General features: G+C 44.2%; 12 protein-coding genes. 5 read left to right on the forward strand and 7 right to left on the reverse strand.

Features of this window, described 5'->3' with window-relative positions; translation table 11 throughout:
- Positions 1-41: 41 nt before the first annotated feature.
- The 4 genes from iscA (at position 42) to fdx (ending at position 3,637) form a co-directional block, all read left to right on the forward strand.
- Positions 42-362: an iron-sulfur cluster assembly protein IscA gene (iscA, locus tag JMX70_RS09650; protein WP_068404485.1), complete on the forward strand. Its 321-nt coding sequence runs from the start codon at positions 42-44 to the stop codon at positions 360-362.
- Between the two features lie 187 nt (positions 363-549).
- Positions 550-1,140 carry a Fe-S protein assembly co-chaperone HscB gene (gene hscB, locus JMX70_RS09655; RefSeq protein ID WP_201591632.1) on the forward strand — a complete coding sequence of 197 codons (591 nt, stop codon included), beginning with the start codon at positions 550-552 and terminating at the stop codon, positions 1,138-1,140.
- A gap of 169 nt (positions 1,141-1,309) precedes the next feature.
- Complete coding sequence (gene hscA, locus JMX70_RS09660) at positions 1,310-3,187, forward strand: Fe-S protein assembly chaperone HscA (protein ID WP_201591634.1); 1,878 nt, start codon at positions 1,310-1,312, stop codon at positions 3,185-3,187.
- Positions 3,188-3,298: 111 nt separating this feature from the next.
- A complete protein-coding gene (gene fdx, locus JMX70_RS09665) occupies positions 3,299-3,637 on the forward strand; it encodes an ISC system 2Fe-2S type ferredoxin (RefSeq protein WP_068404490.1) in 339 nt (112 codons plus the stop codon).
- Positions 3,638-3,739: 102 nt separating this feature from the next.
- Here fdx and JMX70_RS09670 read toward each other — a convergent pair whose 3' ends face one another.
- The 5 genes from JMX70_RS09670 to mfd all read right to left on the reverse strand — a co-directional run bounded on the left by JMX70_RS09670 (position 3,740) and on the right by mfd (position 12,655).
- Entirely contained in the window at positions 3,740-5,170 is a 1,431-nt protein-coding gene (locus tag JMX70_RS09670) for an adenylate/guanylate cyclase domain-containing protein (RefSeq protein ID WP_201591636.1), read from the reverse strand.
- A gap of 452 nt (positions 5,171-5,622) precedes the next feature.
- Positions 5,623-7,524, reverse strand: a complete 1,902-nt coding sequence (locus tag JMX70_RS09675) for a neutral/alkaline non-lysosomal ceramidase N-terminal domain-containing protein (RefSeq protein ID WP_227671235.1) — start codon at positions 7,522-7,524, stop codon at positions 5,623-5,625.
- Positions 7,525-7,866 (reverse strand): hypothetical protein, encoded by a 342-nt coding sequence (locus JMX70_RS12515; protein ID WP_227671236.1) that lies wholly within the window; start codon positions 7,864-7,866, stop codon positions 7,525-7,527.
- Positions 7,867-8,250: 384 nt separating this feature from the next.
- The gene (locus JMX70_RS09680; protein WP_144296506.1) at positions 8,251-8,682 is read right to left on the reverse strand and encodes an HIT domain-containing protein; all 432 of its coding nucleotides are present in this window, start codon (positions 8,680-8,682) and stop codon (positions 8,251-8,253) included.
- A gap of 253 nt (positions 8,683-8,935) precedes the next feature.
- Positions 8,936-12,655 carry a transcription-repair coupling factor gene (gene mfd, locus JMX70_RS09685; RefSeq protein WP_201591637.1) on the reverse strand — a complete coding sequence of 1,240 codons (3,720 nt, stop codon included), beginning with the start codon at positions 12,653-12,655 and terminating at the stop codon, positions 8,936-8,938.
- Positions 12,656-12,918: 263 nt separating this feature from the next.
- Here mfd and JMX70_RS09690 point away from each other — a divergent pair, with 263 nt between their 5' ends.
- Positions 12,919-13,800 carry an IS982 family transposase gene (locus JMX70_RS09690; protein WP_201591638.1) on the forward strand — a complete coding sequence of 294 codons (882 nt, stop codon included), beginning with the start codon at positions 12,919-12,921 and terminating at the stop codon, positions 13,798-13,800.
- A 125-nt stretch (positions 13,801-13,925) separates the two neighbouring features.
- Here the strand turns inward: JMX70_RS09690 and rraA are convergent, their stop codons facing one another.
- The gene (gene rraA / locus JMX70_RS09695) at positions 13,926-14,468 is read right to left on the reverse strand and encodes a ribonuclease E activity regulator RraA (RefSeq protein ID WP_082894266.1); all 543 of its coding nucleotides are present in this window, start codon (positions 14,466-14,468) and stop codon (positions 13,926-13,928) included.
- Between the two features lie 75 nt (positions 14,469-14,543).
- The gene (locus JMX70_RS09700; RefSeq protein ID WP_144296508.1) at positions 14,544-15,245 is read right to left on the reverse strand and encodes an NAD-dependent epimerase/dehydratase family protein; all 702 of its coding nucleotides are present in this window, start codon (positions 15,243-15,245) and stop codon (positions 14,544-14,546) included.
- Positions 15,246-15,707 lie beyond the last annotated feature (462 nt).

Genomic DNA, 15,707 nt, shown 5'->3' on the forward strand with positions numbered 1-15,707 from the left:
GCAATTATTATCTCAATTATTGATAGTCAATGGGAGTTGGCATGATTGAAATGACAGAACGCGCCGCTCAGCATGTTCAAGACTTTTTGGACAATCGCGGTAAAGGTGAAGGCATTCGAGTAGGCATTCGTACAGCGGGCTGCTCAGGCTTGGCTTACGTGCTAGAGTTTGTTGACACGCCTGACGAAAACGACACCCGTTATGAAAGCCGTGGCGTCAATATTTTTATTGATCCTAAAAGCTTGGTTTATTTAGATGGCTTAGTAATGGATTATGAAAAAGAAGGTCTCAATGAAGGCTTTAAATTCACCAATCCCAATCAAAAAGGTGAATGTGGCTGCGGTGAATCGTTTACCGTCTAAAGCTCTAAACCAAAGCGCGCTAAACGATTGATATACGAGCGCTTAGCACCTAAAACCTGAGTTAGCGCTTAGATACTGAGTAAGTACTGAACTTTAAAAGACCAGTATTTAAAACAGACAGTAAACAAAACAGTGCATAAGTAAAAGCAAGTCTTCACAAGAATAAATAAAAACAAAGGTAGACGCTATGACAGACATCACGCCAGACGCACAGTTTGATAACTTCTTTGCTCTTTTTGAGCAACCTGTACAGTTTGCGGTCAACCAAGAGCGCCTTGATCAACAGCTGCGTCTGCTACAAAAACGTTATCATCCGGACAATCTTGTCGCTGATAGCAAAAATGTAGCGGATAGCGCACAAGCTAAGCAGCAATCAGAGCAAGCTTCTGCGCTGATTAACCAAGCTTATCAAACGTTAAGAGACCCTGACAGTCGCGCCAGCTATTTGTTAGATATCGCTGGGCAAGCGCAAAACTTAGAGCATTCTATTGCCGACTTGGACTTCTTAGAAGATGCGATGCAAATGCGTATGGATTTGGACGATGCGATTGAAGGCAAAGAGCTTGCCGTGCTAAAGCAACTAAATCCGCAGATTACCGTGCGTCTAAATAAACAATCTGAGCGTTTTGATAGTGCTTATCAGAGCCAAGATTGGCAAACGGCGATTGATGCCACGCAAAAATTAAAATTTTTGGTGAAATTAGATGCCGATGTTACTACGGGGCTTGATGAAGTCGCGTCTGCTGAGCATTTAGATGACGATGATTTATATGTTTAACGTCATACTAATTCATTTGAATTGTTTAACTTCGCGGGTAACAAGCCTATATGTAGCTAAGGTTAAAATAACCACTACTATGCCGTATAATTGTAAACATTAAATACTAGTCAACCATATATTGTATTTGTACCATTTCTCTTAATTCATTTTATCTTTGAGTTTTCTTATGTCTTTATTGCAAATTGCCGAACCCAATCAAAGTGCCCAACCTCACCAGCATCGTTTTGGCCTAGGAATTGACCTTGGTACGACGCGCTCATTGGTCGCTGTGGTACGCTCAGGCAAGGCGCAAGTTTTGCAAGCCGATACAACGACCGATACTTTGTTGCCGTCGGTGGTCTACTATCCAAGTGCTGGCAAGCCTTTAGTTGGCTATGATGCCCTTACCCATTTAGCAGATGATCCAAAAAATACCATCGTCTCGGCTAAGCGCTTTATGGGCCGTAGTCAAGCCGATATTAAATTCTCCCACCCCTATGAGTTAAGTGGCAGCGAAGATGCCATGCCAGCTTTTGTGACGGCGCAAGGTGAAGTCTCTCCTGTTGAAGTGTCAGCGCGTATTTTAGCCGCGCTAGAGCAACGTGCCGCAAGCGCTTTGCCAGATGACAGCATACAAGGTGCGGTGATTACTGTGCCCGCCTATTTTGATGAAGCGCAGCGTCAAGCCACCAAAGATGCCGCACAAGCTGCTGGTATTAACGTTTTGCGTTTATTAAATGAGCCAACCGCGGCCGCCGTTGCCTACGGTCTTGATCAGCCTAACACTGACAAGAGTGAAAACTACTACCTCATCTATGATTTAGGCGGTGGCACCTTTGATGTGTCTATATTAAAGCTTAGCGATGGCGTATTCGAAGTATTAGCGACGGGCGGCAATAGTGCGCTTGGCGGTGATGATATCGATCGCTTATTGACCAATTGGCTGATTAAGCAGTTAAATATTGACCCTAAAGACGTGAGCCTGCACGACAAATCCATACTCGCTCAGCAAGCAAAAAGCTATAAACAAGCATTGACCGATGCTGAGCAAGTCGATATCGACATTGTTGTCAATGAGCGCTCTTTTCGAGGTGTGTTACGCCGCGATGATTTGATAACAATTGCAGAGCCTGTCAGTCGCCGCACGTTAAGTGTCTGCGAGCAAGTACTGCGCGATGCCAAATTATCTGCCGCTGACTTAGATGAAGTCATTTTGGTTGGTGGCTCGACGCGTATGCCTGCTATCCAGCAGGTGGTGGCAGATTTCTTTGCGAAAGAACCGCTTTGCCGCTTAAATCCCGATGAAGTCGTGGCTTTAGGTGCTGCCCAAACTGCGCATCAATTGGTCAATGGTGACAGCGATAATAGCTTGTTATTGCTCGATGTGACGCCTTTATCGCTCGGTCTTGAGACTATGGGTGGCTTGGTTGAAGTGCTGATTCCGCGCAACACCCCTATTCCCGTTAAAAAACGCCAAGTCTTTACCACTTACCAAGATGGTCAAACCGGCATGGTCATTCATGTAGTGCAAGGCGAGCGTGAAACAGTGGATAATTGCCGCTCACTTGGACGCTTTGAGCTATATGGTATTCCGCCGATGAAAGCGGGCTTTGCGCGTATTGAAGTGACCTTTAGTATTGATGCCAATGGTCAGCTGACCGTCAGTGCGCAAGAAACAACGACCAAGACTGAAAGTAAAATTGAGATTGTGCCATCTTATGGTCTGTCTGATGAGCAAAAAGAGCAATTATTAATCGCAGGCTTTAAGTATGCGGAAGAAGACAAAAATGCGCGCTCGCTAATTGAAACCAAAGTAGAAGCGGAACGTGAATTATTGGCGCTACAGTCGGCGCTTAACGAGTTTGCGGCGTTAATCACACCTGAAGAGCAGCAGTCGTTGACCGTGAGCATGCAAGCCTTGCAAACCGCGCTTAGCACCGACGACTTAACCGTTATTGAAAGCGCGCAAGGCAAATTAAAGCCACACAGTGATGCTTTTGCCGCGCGTATTATGAATCAAAGCGTCAAAGCAAGTATGTCGGGTACCAGTGCGCAAGATTGGTAGTAGATAGCATTTATACCAATTATATGATAGGCGCTTAAGAAGCTAAACTAACAACTATACTAGATTGACCCTTTTTTTATTTTTAATTGATTAGCAGCGGACGAATAACTTATGCCAAAAATTACAATATTACCTCACCATGAAATCTGCCCAGAAGGCACCGAAGTCGAGCTAGAATCGGGCACAAACTTATGTAAAGCGCTACTTGAAAAGGGCATCAAGATTGAACATGCTTGCGAGATGTCGAAAGCCTGTACCACTTGTCATGTCGTGGTGCGTAAAGGCTTTAACACCTTAGATGAGATGGACGATATCGAAGCGGATTTATTGGACCGCGCGTGGGGTCTGGAGCCTGATTCACGCCTATCATGCCAAGTGATGCTTGAAGATGATGATCTAACGATTGAGATTCCTAAATATACGTTGAACCATGCAAAAGAAAATCATTAAATAATAAAGCTGAAGCATGAAATGAAACTAAAAAATCCAGTTATGTATCATAACTGGATTTTTTCTTTTTATAAATACTTTCAAGTCGCAATCAATCTGTACCTAATTATGACTGATATTTTCCTGCTTACTTTCTGCTACTATCTCAAGCAGCGCCGCCTGCTCTTCTTGTTCGATACGGGCAAGCGCTAGATTCAAGCGATTTCTGATATCTTGATAGTCATTATTTTGCATGTCTTTAAAGTTCAAATGCAAATTAAAACCAGGTAGCGTATGATCCACCCATTTTGACAACTGACCTTTATTTTCATCAGGGTCGAGTACTTGCCACGCGCTTACCTTATTATCAAAACCTTTGAGCTGAAAAGCACCGACATATTCACAGTCATAATCATGCGAAATATAATCATGGGTACTTTCGCTAATAAATATCTGGCCTTTACCCGCGACTGCCTCAAGCCGTGAAGCAAGGTTGGCCTCTTTACCAATCAGCGTATAGCTCAAACGGTTGTTACTGCCAAAATTGCCGACGTGACAGTAGCCGGTGGTAATGCCGATACGGATATACAAACCCTCGAAACCGAGCAGCCGCCATTTTTGCCGCAAGGTGCGCATTTCACGGCGCATATCTATCGCCATTGCCACACAATCGAGCGCATCTTGGCGCGGCCCTCGACTGTTCGGCTCGCCAAAAAAGCACACCATCCCATCGCCGATAAACTTATCCAGCACCGCACCGTGCTTATTGGCGATTAACGTCATACAGTGCATATAGGTATTTAGAATGTCCGCCAAATTGTCAGCGCTCAAACTATCGGACAATTCTGTAAAGCCGACAATATCTGAAAACATCATCGTCAGCTTGGCACGTTTATTTTCGACGCTAACGGGACTGTCAGATTTAACGATTGGTTCCCAAACTTGCGGCGGTACAAAGCGCGTCAGTTTATTAATGACAGAAACCATGGTATTTAAACGTCCAGCCGCTTGCCGCGCTCGCGCTTCATAATCTACATAATCACGATAAACATGGCGAAAATGGCACAGTATCACAATCATACTGGCCAATAACACCGCAGGGGTAACAAAGCTGTCGTGACAGTCCATCTCCGTGCTATTTAAAGTCACACTGACGTAATAAAAAACAATGACCGTCACTACTGACGCAGCGAGAAGTTTAAGATGGTTTTCAGGGCTACTAAGAATAATTCGCAGACCGATGAGCGCTGCTAGACTGAGCGAAATCACTGCACAAAACTGTATCGAACCTATGACCGCTGAAGATAAAATAATAACAATGTTAGACGTCCAAAAACTGGCTGGACGGCGATAGTTATAAATTAAAATCAGCAAACTCGGCAGACAAACCACGACAGCGAGCGCCATCGACGTCGGACTAAAGTTATAATGTATCGCGAGCAATATAACCGTTAGTATTAAAACAAAAATTTCTGGATAATCAAATCGATAGGCATTGCTACTACTACCACCCTGTACAGGAATCTTTGGGCTTGTGGTTTCAAAAAATACCATAGTCAAGGTTCGCTTAAAGGAAAACTGTCGAAGGTTTGAATAAAAATTAAAGCGGATTTTCTATCAACATATGTTTTTGCGCAGTCTTTAGATTAATAAGTACTTAGGTTAATAAGCTTTCAGGTTGCTAAGCCCTTAACTTAGCAAGTAAATACATTAATAAGTAAAACGCTTTATCAACATTTGATAATATAAGTAGATAGGAAATCTACCTATTATACGGCTTTAATGCCTTCTTACCTAGGACACTGGTAAGTAAAAGCATACCACTTGTCGCTTATTAGCCATAAAAAGCAGTGTAAAGCTCATGATTAATAAAAACTATTTGCATTAAAAACGACTTGAGTTAATAACCATAACAAAGACAAAAAAGCCAGATAATATCTATCTGACTTTTTTGAAGTGAAAAATAAATATAAGCCCATACTCAACAACTATCTGAATAAAAACAGTTATTGCGCACTAAAACTATTAGAAACGCCTGAGTAAGGCTTAATTTTATGCGTCCAACCGCTCTTCCAGTCGCCTTGATGGGGCAATCGATAAGTACCTGCTAGGGTGTCCTTAGCTATTCGCCAATCAATGATGGCTTTACTATACGCCACCCCTTCGCGCTGCCACGTATAAGTGGTATCAAAATCACTATCACTCAGATAATCGACCCATTTACCATTGTCAAGACGCTGTACTTTTAAGAAACTGTCTTCGGTACGTAGATTATTTTTGGGATGAGCACCGCGGAATACTGCCGTAGCAATGTCACCCTTTTGATAACTGGCTTTGGGCTGAGTGAGGGTTTGTCCCCAAGCTTGTTTTAAAGGCTTATCGTCGAAGACCACCCTTGGACGCTCGTTAAAGGACTTGCCTGAGCGATCAGGCGGTGTGGCGCTGTCATAGATTTCTATACCATCACGTAGCGCTTCAGCCAGCCGCGTGTATTCTTGGATATAAGCAGCGGTTTGATATGGACCATACTCAGTAGACGCGCCTTCGTAATGCTGAGTAGCAAATTCTTCGCGCGTGGTCAAATAGCCGCTATAGTTATTCGCCAAACCATTAATAATAACGGTATCAACTCCAGAGTCTTGTAACTGGGCAAGCACGGCGGCGCGCATCCGGCGTCCAACCATCGTCGTCGGTTCGGCAGGGATGGCAACGAGAGCGATATTACCGATACGCATCAGTTGCACCGGCTGTTGAGTATTAATCCAGCCCCAGCTTCCCGTTGGCAATAAGACTTGTTTTTCCGCCTGACAATCATCTTGGCTGACGGTTGATACTATACCAAACGCGCCGCGCGTTAAACTGCCCAAAAATGATTGATCGACTTTATTGATATCGTCATTGATACGGAAATTTTCTCGGGTCATGCCCTCATACATACCAGGTATATTCGAGGGGCCATTCTCCCCGCCAGCGGCAAACGAGTAACCACGAGCTGGCATACATAAGACTTTATTACCCGCGCCATTGGTGAATTTACCTTCGACCTGATAGCCCTTTAAGTCAATCCAGCGCGCGCGTACGTCTACTGGTCCAGCAACCGGCACGCCTTGATGCCAAAGCTCAACCGCTTTATCCAGCTGCATCTGCCCATCCCGTCTAACGTTTTCCCACTCGTTATCGCTACCTTGAAAGCCCGGTTTAGAATTGGCATTACCACCTGCCGCCAGCATATCGCCTTCATCAGCATTGGCAAAAGCTGCGACAAACGGCTTGTCTGATGCTCCGCCAAAAATCTTTTCCGCGCCGCGCTGAGTAAAGCCTTTGTTATCAGCACTTAGGTGCATAAATTTATTACTAAAACTCGTTGGATGCAGCGCAAACCAATTGATCAGACCCACTGGGGTGCCATCGGCGTCATTAAGACGCAGCTGGGTCATGGTTTCATTGACATTACTATCAAAATCTTTGACGTCGTTATTATTGTTATAGGCAAAATCCGAGCGATTGACTGTCGCACCCTTTAGCTCGCCTTGCGCCAAAGATAACGTCCCTGGCGTCAAGGTAGCGTGAGCGCGTTTAATTGAGGTGACAATACCATTGACGATAGCATTGAAGTTTTGGCTGCTATAGCCTGCTAGCGTGTCATCGGTACTGGCAATTTGATACAGCTGCTGATGTGAGTAGCCGGCGTTACTCACATAGGTATGCGTGGCTGCGAGCATGACATTGTCATCGTTATATAAGTCGCTATAATCCGCTTTTAGACGTTTAATGACCTCAAGTTTTACCGCGGTAAACATCGCGCCCATATCTGCTGATACATAGACGACACGTTTGCCCGCATTTTTATCCGCTTCGCCGATAATAAAAGCATAAGAGTAAAAACGGTCGTTGATACCTTGTACCACCTACCCCGCCGCATAACCAAACATGCCAGTTTCGGCAGCAGCTCCGGTGATATCTGCCTTACCACTACCAACGAGATACTGACTTGTCGGCATTGTTCTCATAGACATAGCAGAAGCGCTACGATTTAACGTGATAGAGCTGTCCGCTGCGGCAGTAGCGTTTTCACTAATGGTTGGCCTCGAATCGGACAAGGCTGCAGCAGATTGCACGGATGCCGACTGTGTTGAAGCAGACTCCGTTGAATCCGTCTCACATGTCGTTAGGTTCAATACAGTGGTACAAATAGAGATGAGTAACATAAAAGGTCGTAATAGTGGAGGTGCGATAGAAGAAGTAGCCATTTATTATCCTTAACATAGAGTAAAATCTTCAACTGAAGTATCTCAGTCTAAGATTAAATATCCCGCAACCTGTGATGCGCGCTTAATCAATGATAACTATTGATAACTATTGATAACTATTGATAACTACCAATACACATCAATCCACGAAAACGACTGCGAGTACATAAGTTGGCTATATCCATTTAACCAACCCACTCTCTAATATAACGACTAACAAACAAGTGTAAGATATTTTATAGCAACCAAACCTTCAATTGCCCTTAAAAACCACTTTACTATGATTTTACTTTGAGCATACCTACTTAAATAAGATGGCTTAGATAAAACGACTTAAATAAAAAGTACTGAAGTCACATTTATCAACCATTATCTAAAGCTTAACTACATTTGCCAATCGAACGGCATTTGATGATGACCGCGCAGCGCCATCATCAGCGTTTGCTGCATTTGCGCCAACACTTCTTTGGTATAAGGAACGGCAGGAATGCCCCATACTGGATTTGGCCATTGCATGTCGTTTTGATAGCGGACGATATGATGAAAATGTAGCTGCGGTACTTGATTACCGAGGGCAGCGACATTCATTTTATCTGCTTGGAAAGTCTTAGCAAGTTGGCTTGATAACCAGCTCGACTCACGCAAAAACTGCGCCTGGTCTGCCTCAGATAGCTCGTATAATTCTTTGATACCTGATACCCGCGGTACCAATATTAACCATGGAAACTGACAATCATTGATTAAACGACAGGTTGATAATGGGAAATCACCCACTAAAAAACTGTCGGCTGCAAGTTTATGATGAAGTTGGAACATAATGACGGTTCTCTTGTTATGACGCTCAAATAAAAGGAATTAAAATACCAAAAAGCAGAACTGAATTTACTAAACTATAATACGCTTAAAGCATTATGCTTAAAGAAACAGCAGGCTAAATATAAGATGCCGCTATTTTATCAGTTATCCAAGCGATAAAATAGCGCCGTGACTGATTGTCTTAGCGTATGGCATTTGCTGTACTTAAACGATTTCGTAAATGTGCTTGGTTTAGCGATATAAACAAACAAAGCTAGGCAGACTCTGTCACTGTATGCTCGCTAAAATAGCGCAATAGGTCTTGAATGACGCTGACACGCTGCTGCGGTGTTGCCAGCTTATTGCTATCTTGATAGCGTATACCAGATGCACCGTTCATACGATAGTGCTGACCGTCTTTTTGAATCAGCTGAATAATCGCTAAGGCGTCGACCGGCGTATCAGGCGCAAATTCTAGTGTTAGGCTGCTGCTATTGGCATCAATCTTATTAATCTTGAGCGGTTCAGCTTGTATACGCAGTCCATGAACGGCAAATAATTGCTTAGTCTGGTCGGGTAATGTCCCAAAACGGTCAATCATTTCGGTACGAATATCGGTCAAGGCTTCTTTATCATCAGCATTACTAATACGTTTGTAAAACAATAAGCGCTGATGCACATCGTGCAAATATTCTTCTGGTATTAGCGCCGAGCTGTGCAAATTGATTTCACTGGTCAATGACAGCGGCGTACTTAAATCCGGCTCTTTACCGGCTTTAATCGCCTTGGTTGCGCGCTCAAGCATATCCATATATAAGCTAAAGCCAATCGCTTGCATGTTACCGCTTTGCTGCTTACCAAGGATTTCACCGGCGCCGCGAATCTCTAAATCTTCGCTTGCCAGCATAAAACCTGCGCCCAAGGTATTGGCGCGCTCAATCGCGTGCAGACGGCGCTTAGCATCGCCTTTAAGCCCTTTGATAGAAGGCACTAGCAAGTAGCAATAGGCTTGATGATGACTACGACCAACGCGACCACGCAGCTGATGCAATTGCGCCAAACCAAATTTATCGGCGCGCTCAATGATAATGGTATTGGCATTGGGCACATCAATACCGGTTTCGATAATGGTCGAGCATATCAGCACGTTGAACTTTTTATGATAAAACTGCTGCATCACTTGCTCAAGTTGGCGCTCTTGCATTTGCCCATGCGCAACCCCTACTCGTGCTTCAGGCACCAGTTCACGGACGGTCTCTGCCATACGCTCAATACTGGCGACATCATTATGCAATAGATAAACCTGTCCGCCACGTAGTAGCTCACGCAAGATGGCTTCTTTTAATAAGGCATCGGTCTTTTGCATAACAAAGGTTTTAATCGCCAGACGACGTGCAGGCGGGGTAGCAATAATCGACATATCACGCATCCCTGAGAGCGCCATATTAAGCGTTCTAGGGATTGGCGTCGCGGTCATCGACATACTATCGACGTCGGTCTGAATCGCCTTGATACGTTCTTTATGGCGTACACCAAAACGATGTTCTTCATCGACAATCATCAAACCCAGATTAGAGAACTTTACATCAGGTTGCAGAAGTTTATGCGTACCGATAACAATATCGACCTTGCCCGCTGCGAGGTCTGTTAACACGGTATCTTGATGCTTTTTACCACCAAAGCGTGACAAGGTTTCGATACGTACCGGCCAATCAGCGAAACGGTCACGGAAATTGTCTTCATGCTGACCGGCGAGCAAGGTTGTCGGCACCAACACCGCCACTTGATAACCGGCACTCACCGCAATGAACGCCGCACGCATAGCGACTTCTGTTTTACCAAAACCAACATCGCCGCAAATAAGACGATCCATTGGCTGATTCTGTCGCATGTCTTCCATAACTGCATGGATGGCATTGGCTTGATCAGGCGTTTCTTCAAAGGCAAATTGACTGGCAAATAGCTCATATTGCGATGGGTCAATTTTAAAATGAATACCGACTTTCGCTTCGCGCCGTGCTTGCATATTAAGCAGCTCGGCCGCCACGTCATGGATTTGCTCAAGCGCCTTTTGCTTGGCTTTATCCCATTTACCGCTGCCAATTTTATGTAATGGCGCAAGCGCTGGATCTCCGCCACTATAGCGATTAATCATTTGTAAATTGGCAACCGGTACATAGATACTGGCGTCATCAGCGTACTTTAGGTGGATAAACTCTTGCTCACCATCGCCGACATCGAGCGTAATCAGGCCATTGTAACGCCCAATACCATGCTCGATATGCACCACTGGACTGCCTTCGGTGATTTCGGTGACGCTTTTAACCAAGAACTCTTCTGATACCCCACTTTGCCGGCGACGACGCGTTTGCAGCACTTGCCGGCCAAATAATTGCGTCTCACTAATCACCACCAAGCGCTCAGGGACGTAAACGCCGCGTTCAATAGGCGCAATGGTCAATCCGACTTGCGGTAACTTATTACTATTATTCTTCGATTTGTCCGCTGCTAAAAATGCCTCAAAGCTATCGTAAGCTTTGACATCTATTTTGCCTTTAAACAGTTCAATCAGAATTTCACGCCGACCCGCCGTTTCTGCCACAATTAATACAGGTGTTGCTGTTTGCGCTTGTAGCGCTAAAAACGCTAACAGTTCGCTAAGAGGTTCGGCTTTTTGATGATTGACTGGTAGTTGTGGCGGTTCTTGCGCGCTTAACGTCACTAGCCCCTGTTTTTTTGGCGTCAGCGATAGTTGCTCAGATGCTAAGGTTGCGTCATCGTTATCAATGCTATCAATCGCAGCAACATCAGTCATGGTCGCAAGCTCATTGCGCGCACTCAGTATCACCCGCGGATAATGATTAAGGTGCTCATTTAGACTATTTGATAGTAGATACAACAATTCAGGCGCAACGATGGGCTTGTCAATATCGTGACGGCGCTCTTCATAACGGCGCTGAATTTGTGACCAATAATCTGCCTGCTTTTCGTTAATCAGCTCATCTGTTATAAACAGCGCATCGCTTGGCAAATAGGAAAACAAATTACTTTCTGCCATCCAATCCTTTAAATCAAAAAACAGTGGCTGATAATACTCAAGTCCGCTACTGGCAATACCTGCCATGACATCTTTATGCAGCTCAGATTTGCGGCTACTGGCATTGGGGAACATAGCAGCAAAGTTGGTGCGGAACGTCTCCCGCCCTTCATCGAGCGGAAACTCTTTAGCGGGTAGTATTTGAAATTGCTTAATGGGCTTTGAGATATCTGGCAGTTTATGCAGCAGCGATAGCGATTCTTTGCCCATACTGCTATCGTTGCCGCTTATCATGATTTTGAGGTCATCAACGGTCAATGTGCGCTGGGTCTGGGGATTAAAAAAGCGAATGGTTTCAATTTCATCATCGAATAAGTCTAGGCGTAGCGGAAATGGCTGACCCATGGCAAAGATATCAATGATACTACCACGTACGGCAAATTCGCCCGGCTCAAAGACGTTCTCAACCGCGCGGTAACCCGCCTTTGCCAATAGTTCGCGCTGAGTATTGATATCGAATCGATCACCGACACTCAAATCAAAATGCTGCCCTATCAGCCAGCTTGGCGGTGCGACACGGTGCATCAATGCCTGTACCGAAATTAACAGTACGCCTGACGTTGGCATATCCGTTAACAGATTAATACGTTCGCTGACGATATCTTGATGCGGAGACAGCTCATCATAGGTCAGCGTTTCCCAATCAGGGAACACATAAGCATCGACGCCGCAAAATGCCAACTCCGTCTCTATCTGGTTAAGCTGATTTTGGTCACGCGTCACCACAACCTTTAGACGGTCAGCCACATCCCATAGCGGCGTTTGTACCAGACTTGCGAGCCACAAGCTACTGACTGCTCCATGCACAGGCGCCAGCCAACGCCGCTCGGCATTCTGGATAGGAAATAACTGCTGGTTAATAGGGTCAAAGGCGTCGGTCAAAGCAGTGATAGACATAAAGGATAGGGTCAACGTTAAGAGTCAGAAAGCTATTATACGAATATTTGCGCAATTACCAAAATTTATGCCGTAACGGTTTGTCACTTAGCCTTGTTATGAAAAAACCAAAAACTAAACAATTGAAAAAACGCATATTCATCTATAACGACAAGCTACTTAACCCCAGTTCGGGATAAGGGCTCAAAAAAAAGATAAAAAAAGAAGTCCAAAGTTGCTAAAGTAAGTTTACCAAGACAAACTTCACAACAAGGACTTCTTACATGGACAACCTAACCGAACTATACTGCCATATTGACGACTTTTATCAGCAATTCAAACCTGAGTTTGACGCTCATTTAATCGCAACGGGACACCAAAGGTTAAGAGCATGCCAGATAAGTGTAGCAGAGATTATGACCATCTTGGTACTATTTCATCAATTGCGGTATCGACAGTTTAAGGCGTTTTACTACCATCACATGCTTGGCATGATGAAACGGGAGTTTCCAAACCTGCCGAGCTACTCGCGATTTATAGAGCTTGTGCCGCGCAGTATCATGCCACTGTGCAGCTACTTGCAAAGCATGATGGGCGACTGTACGGGTATCAGCTATATTGATTCAACCAAGATAGCAGTTTGTCATAACAAACGTATCTACCGTCATAAAGTCTTTAAGGGACTTGCAACCCGAGGCAAAAGCAGCATGGGCTGGTTCTATGGCTTTAAGCTGCACGCCATTATCAATCATAAGGGCGAGCTTGTATCTGTTAAAGTCACTGAGGGTAATACGGATGACAGAGTGCCTGTTAAGGATATGGCAACGCCTGTGTTTGGCAAGGTGTTTGGGGATAGAGGCTATATCAGTAACACACTAAACGAGTGGCTCACAAAACACAGTGATACTACGTTGATAACTAAACTTCGGCGTAATATGAAACCCCAATTACTCAAGCCGATGGATGAGGCACTACTCAATCATCGCTCTTTGGTTGAAACGGTGTTTGGAGAGCTTAAAAACTTGTGCCAAATCGAACACTCACGCCATCGTAGTGTCACGGGGTTTATCACAAACTTGCTGTCAGGGTTGATTGCTTATTGCTGGTTTCCCTATAAGCCCACCATCAAAAACATGCCTCAGCAGGGACAGGTAGCAACATTGTAAATAGTATCAATGAGTTACAATGTGGCTTATCCCGAACTGGGGTTACTTAAATAAAAAAACCTCAACGATTAAGCTGAGGTTTTAGAGTTATAACCATAAAGCTACTGTTAAAGTATAAGCTGTTTTTAAATTAATGGTTTTTCGCTCGCGATAATGCCGTTATTATCGGCGTAAACAAACATACCTGAGTTTAACGTTAAATCACCAAAGCGGATTTCAATATCGGTTTGACCTTCATCGCGGCGATTTGATTTACGCGGGATGCAGCCAAGCGCCATGACGCCGATATCCATTTGCGCCATATCATCTACATCACGCACGCAGCCATATACCACCACCCCTGCCCAGCCATTATCAATCGCTGATTGCGCAATCATATCGCCGAGCAACGCGCAGCGCATTGAACCGCCACCGTCAACGACCAAGACTTTGCCATTGCCGTCTTTATCTTTGCCATCGCTGTTCAATAAAGATTTTACGCGGCTATTATCTTCAAAGCATTTTACTGTCACGATTTCACCGCAAAATCTGTCTTTACCGCCAAAGCTATAAAATGATTTGCCTTCGATATTGGGCAGGCATACTTGCGACTCAGGATTGGCATCTAATAAATCACAAGTGACAAAGTTGTCTTTATTCATCGTGGTTGTTTCTGCTGTATCTGACATCGTGACGCTCCTTGTTAAGTTAAATAGTTGAATTATCTATCATGAAATCTGAGTTTTTATCAATTTATGCTTAGGCTATTTTTTGACTTTGGTCATTGCTAGTAGCTGTTTATTTTCGATAATTTCCGTGTCTGTAATGGTAGGCTCACTACGATATTTATTACGCTGATATACCTCATGCGCACTCATCGCCATCGCACTGGCAACGCGCTTGGCAGAAATAGGATGCAAGGATAATGACTCGGGGACGATTGGCGAGATCAGTTTAAATGCTTTTTGACCAAAGCTTTCAAGCGGACGGCCTTTATGCTTGCCAAGTAATAACGATGGCCGAAAAATCACCAACTGGGTAAAACCTAGCGCCATAATAGACTGCTCTGTTTCCGCTTTGACCCGATTGTATAAAAAACGGCTGTCGATATCGGCATTCATTGAGGACAATAAAAAGAAGTTTTCCACGCCTTTCACACGGCACAATGTGGCAAAATTGACATTATAGTCGTGGTCAACTTTTCGAAACGCTTCGTCACTACCTGCTTGTTTTTTGGTGGTACCAAGGCAGCTAAAGGCATCGGTCTTACTATCTACGCCGACACTGGCAAATATTTCAGCCAAGTTATCAAAATCACTAACCTGAAAAAAGCGCATGCTGGCATTGATGTAGCGAGGCGGCCGCCGTGCAATTACAATCAACGTGTCATAAAGCTCACTAAGCTGCTTAACAAGATGCTGTCCGACCAGTCCTGTTGCGCCAATTACAATTGCTTTTCGCTGCATAGCCTATCCATTTATATCATGTTGGGGTGATTATAATGCTAAAAATGATGTCTTGTAGAAATTATTTGCTTTGGTATCATACCTAAATTAACAACTCGCTAGCGCTATTCTACACAATTTATTGTAAGAGATTTTATCAACGTCTAGGTTTATGGGAATAATTCAGACTTTTAAGTCGAACTTTTGTTAGATAATTTATTTGTTAGCGCGATAAACCCTTTAATTAAACCTTTAAGATCGGCTAGCATAACTTCTTTTAGCATTAATCATCAAATATATTGTTCTAAGCGCAATAATTTGCTAAGATAACCGGCTTTACACGTCAACGCTGTTTAATTATTCCAAACAGTTCTGGCGCGAGCGATGCTCTATTACTATTAGGTACTTTAATAACAGATAAGTGCCCTCATAATAGACATCGACATCATGTTTGGCGAGAGGCTGCTCGTCACCGATGATTGT

This window comes from Psychrobacter pulmonis (genome assembly GCF_904846465.1).
GTDB classification, from domain to species: domain Bacteria; phylum Pseudomonadota; class Gammaproteobacteria; order Pseudomonadales; family Moraxellaceae; genus Psychrobacter; species Psychrobacter faecalis.

Bases quoted from the DNA above. Each gene is read 5' to 3' on its own strand.
- JMX70_RS12515 (WP_227671236.1), bottom strand. From the start codon at position 7,866: ATGGCTACTTCTTCTATCGCACCTCCACTATTACGACCTTTTATGTTA.
- JMX70_RS09700 (WP_144296508.1), bottom strand. From the start codon at position 15,245: ATGCAGCGAAAAGCAATTGTAATTGGCGCAACAGGACTGGTCGGACAG.
- JMX70_RS09690 (WP_201591638.1), top strand. From the start codon at position 12,919: ATGGACAACCTAACCGAACTATACTGCCATATTGACGACTTTTATCAG.
- iscA (WP_068404485.1), top strand. From the start codon at position 42: ATGATTGAAATGACAGAACGCGCCGCTCAGCATGTTCAAGACTTTTTG.
- JMX70_RS09680 (WP_144296506.1), bottom strand. From the start codon at position 8,682: ATGTTCCAACTTCATCATAAACTTGCAGCCGACAGTTTTTTAGTGGGT.
- hscB (WP_201591632.1), top strand. From the start codon at position 550: ATGACAGACATCACGCCAGACGCACAGTTTGATAACTTCTTTGCTCTT.
- hscA (WP_201591634.1), top strand. From the start codon at position 1,310: ATGTCTTTATTGCAAATTGCCGAACCCAATCAAAGTGCCCAACCTCAC.
- mfd (WP_201591637.1), bottom strand. From the start codon at position 12,655: ATGTCTATCACTGCTTTGACCGACGCCTTTGACCCTATTAACCAGCAG.
- JMX70_RS09670 (WP_201591636.1), bottom strand. From the start codon at position 5,170: ATGGTATTTTTTGAAACCACAAGCCCAAAGATTCCTGTACAGGGTGGT.
- fdx (WP_068404490.1), top strand. From the start codon at position 3,299: ATGCCAAAAATTACAATATTACCTCACCATGAAATCTGCCCAGAAGGC.
- rraA (WP_082894266.1), bottom strand. From the start codon at position 14,468: ATGTCAGATACAGCAGAAACAACCACGATGAATAAAGACAACTTTGTC.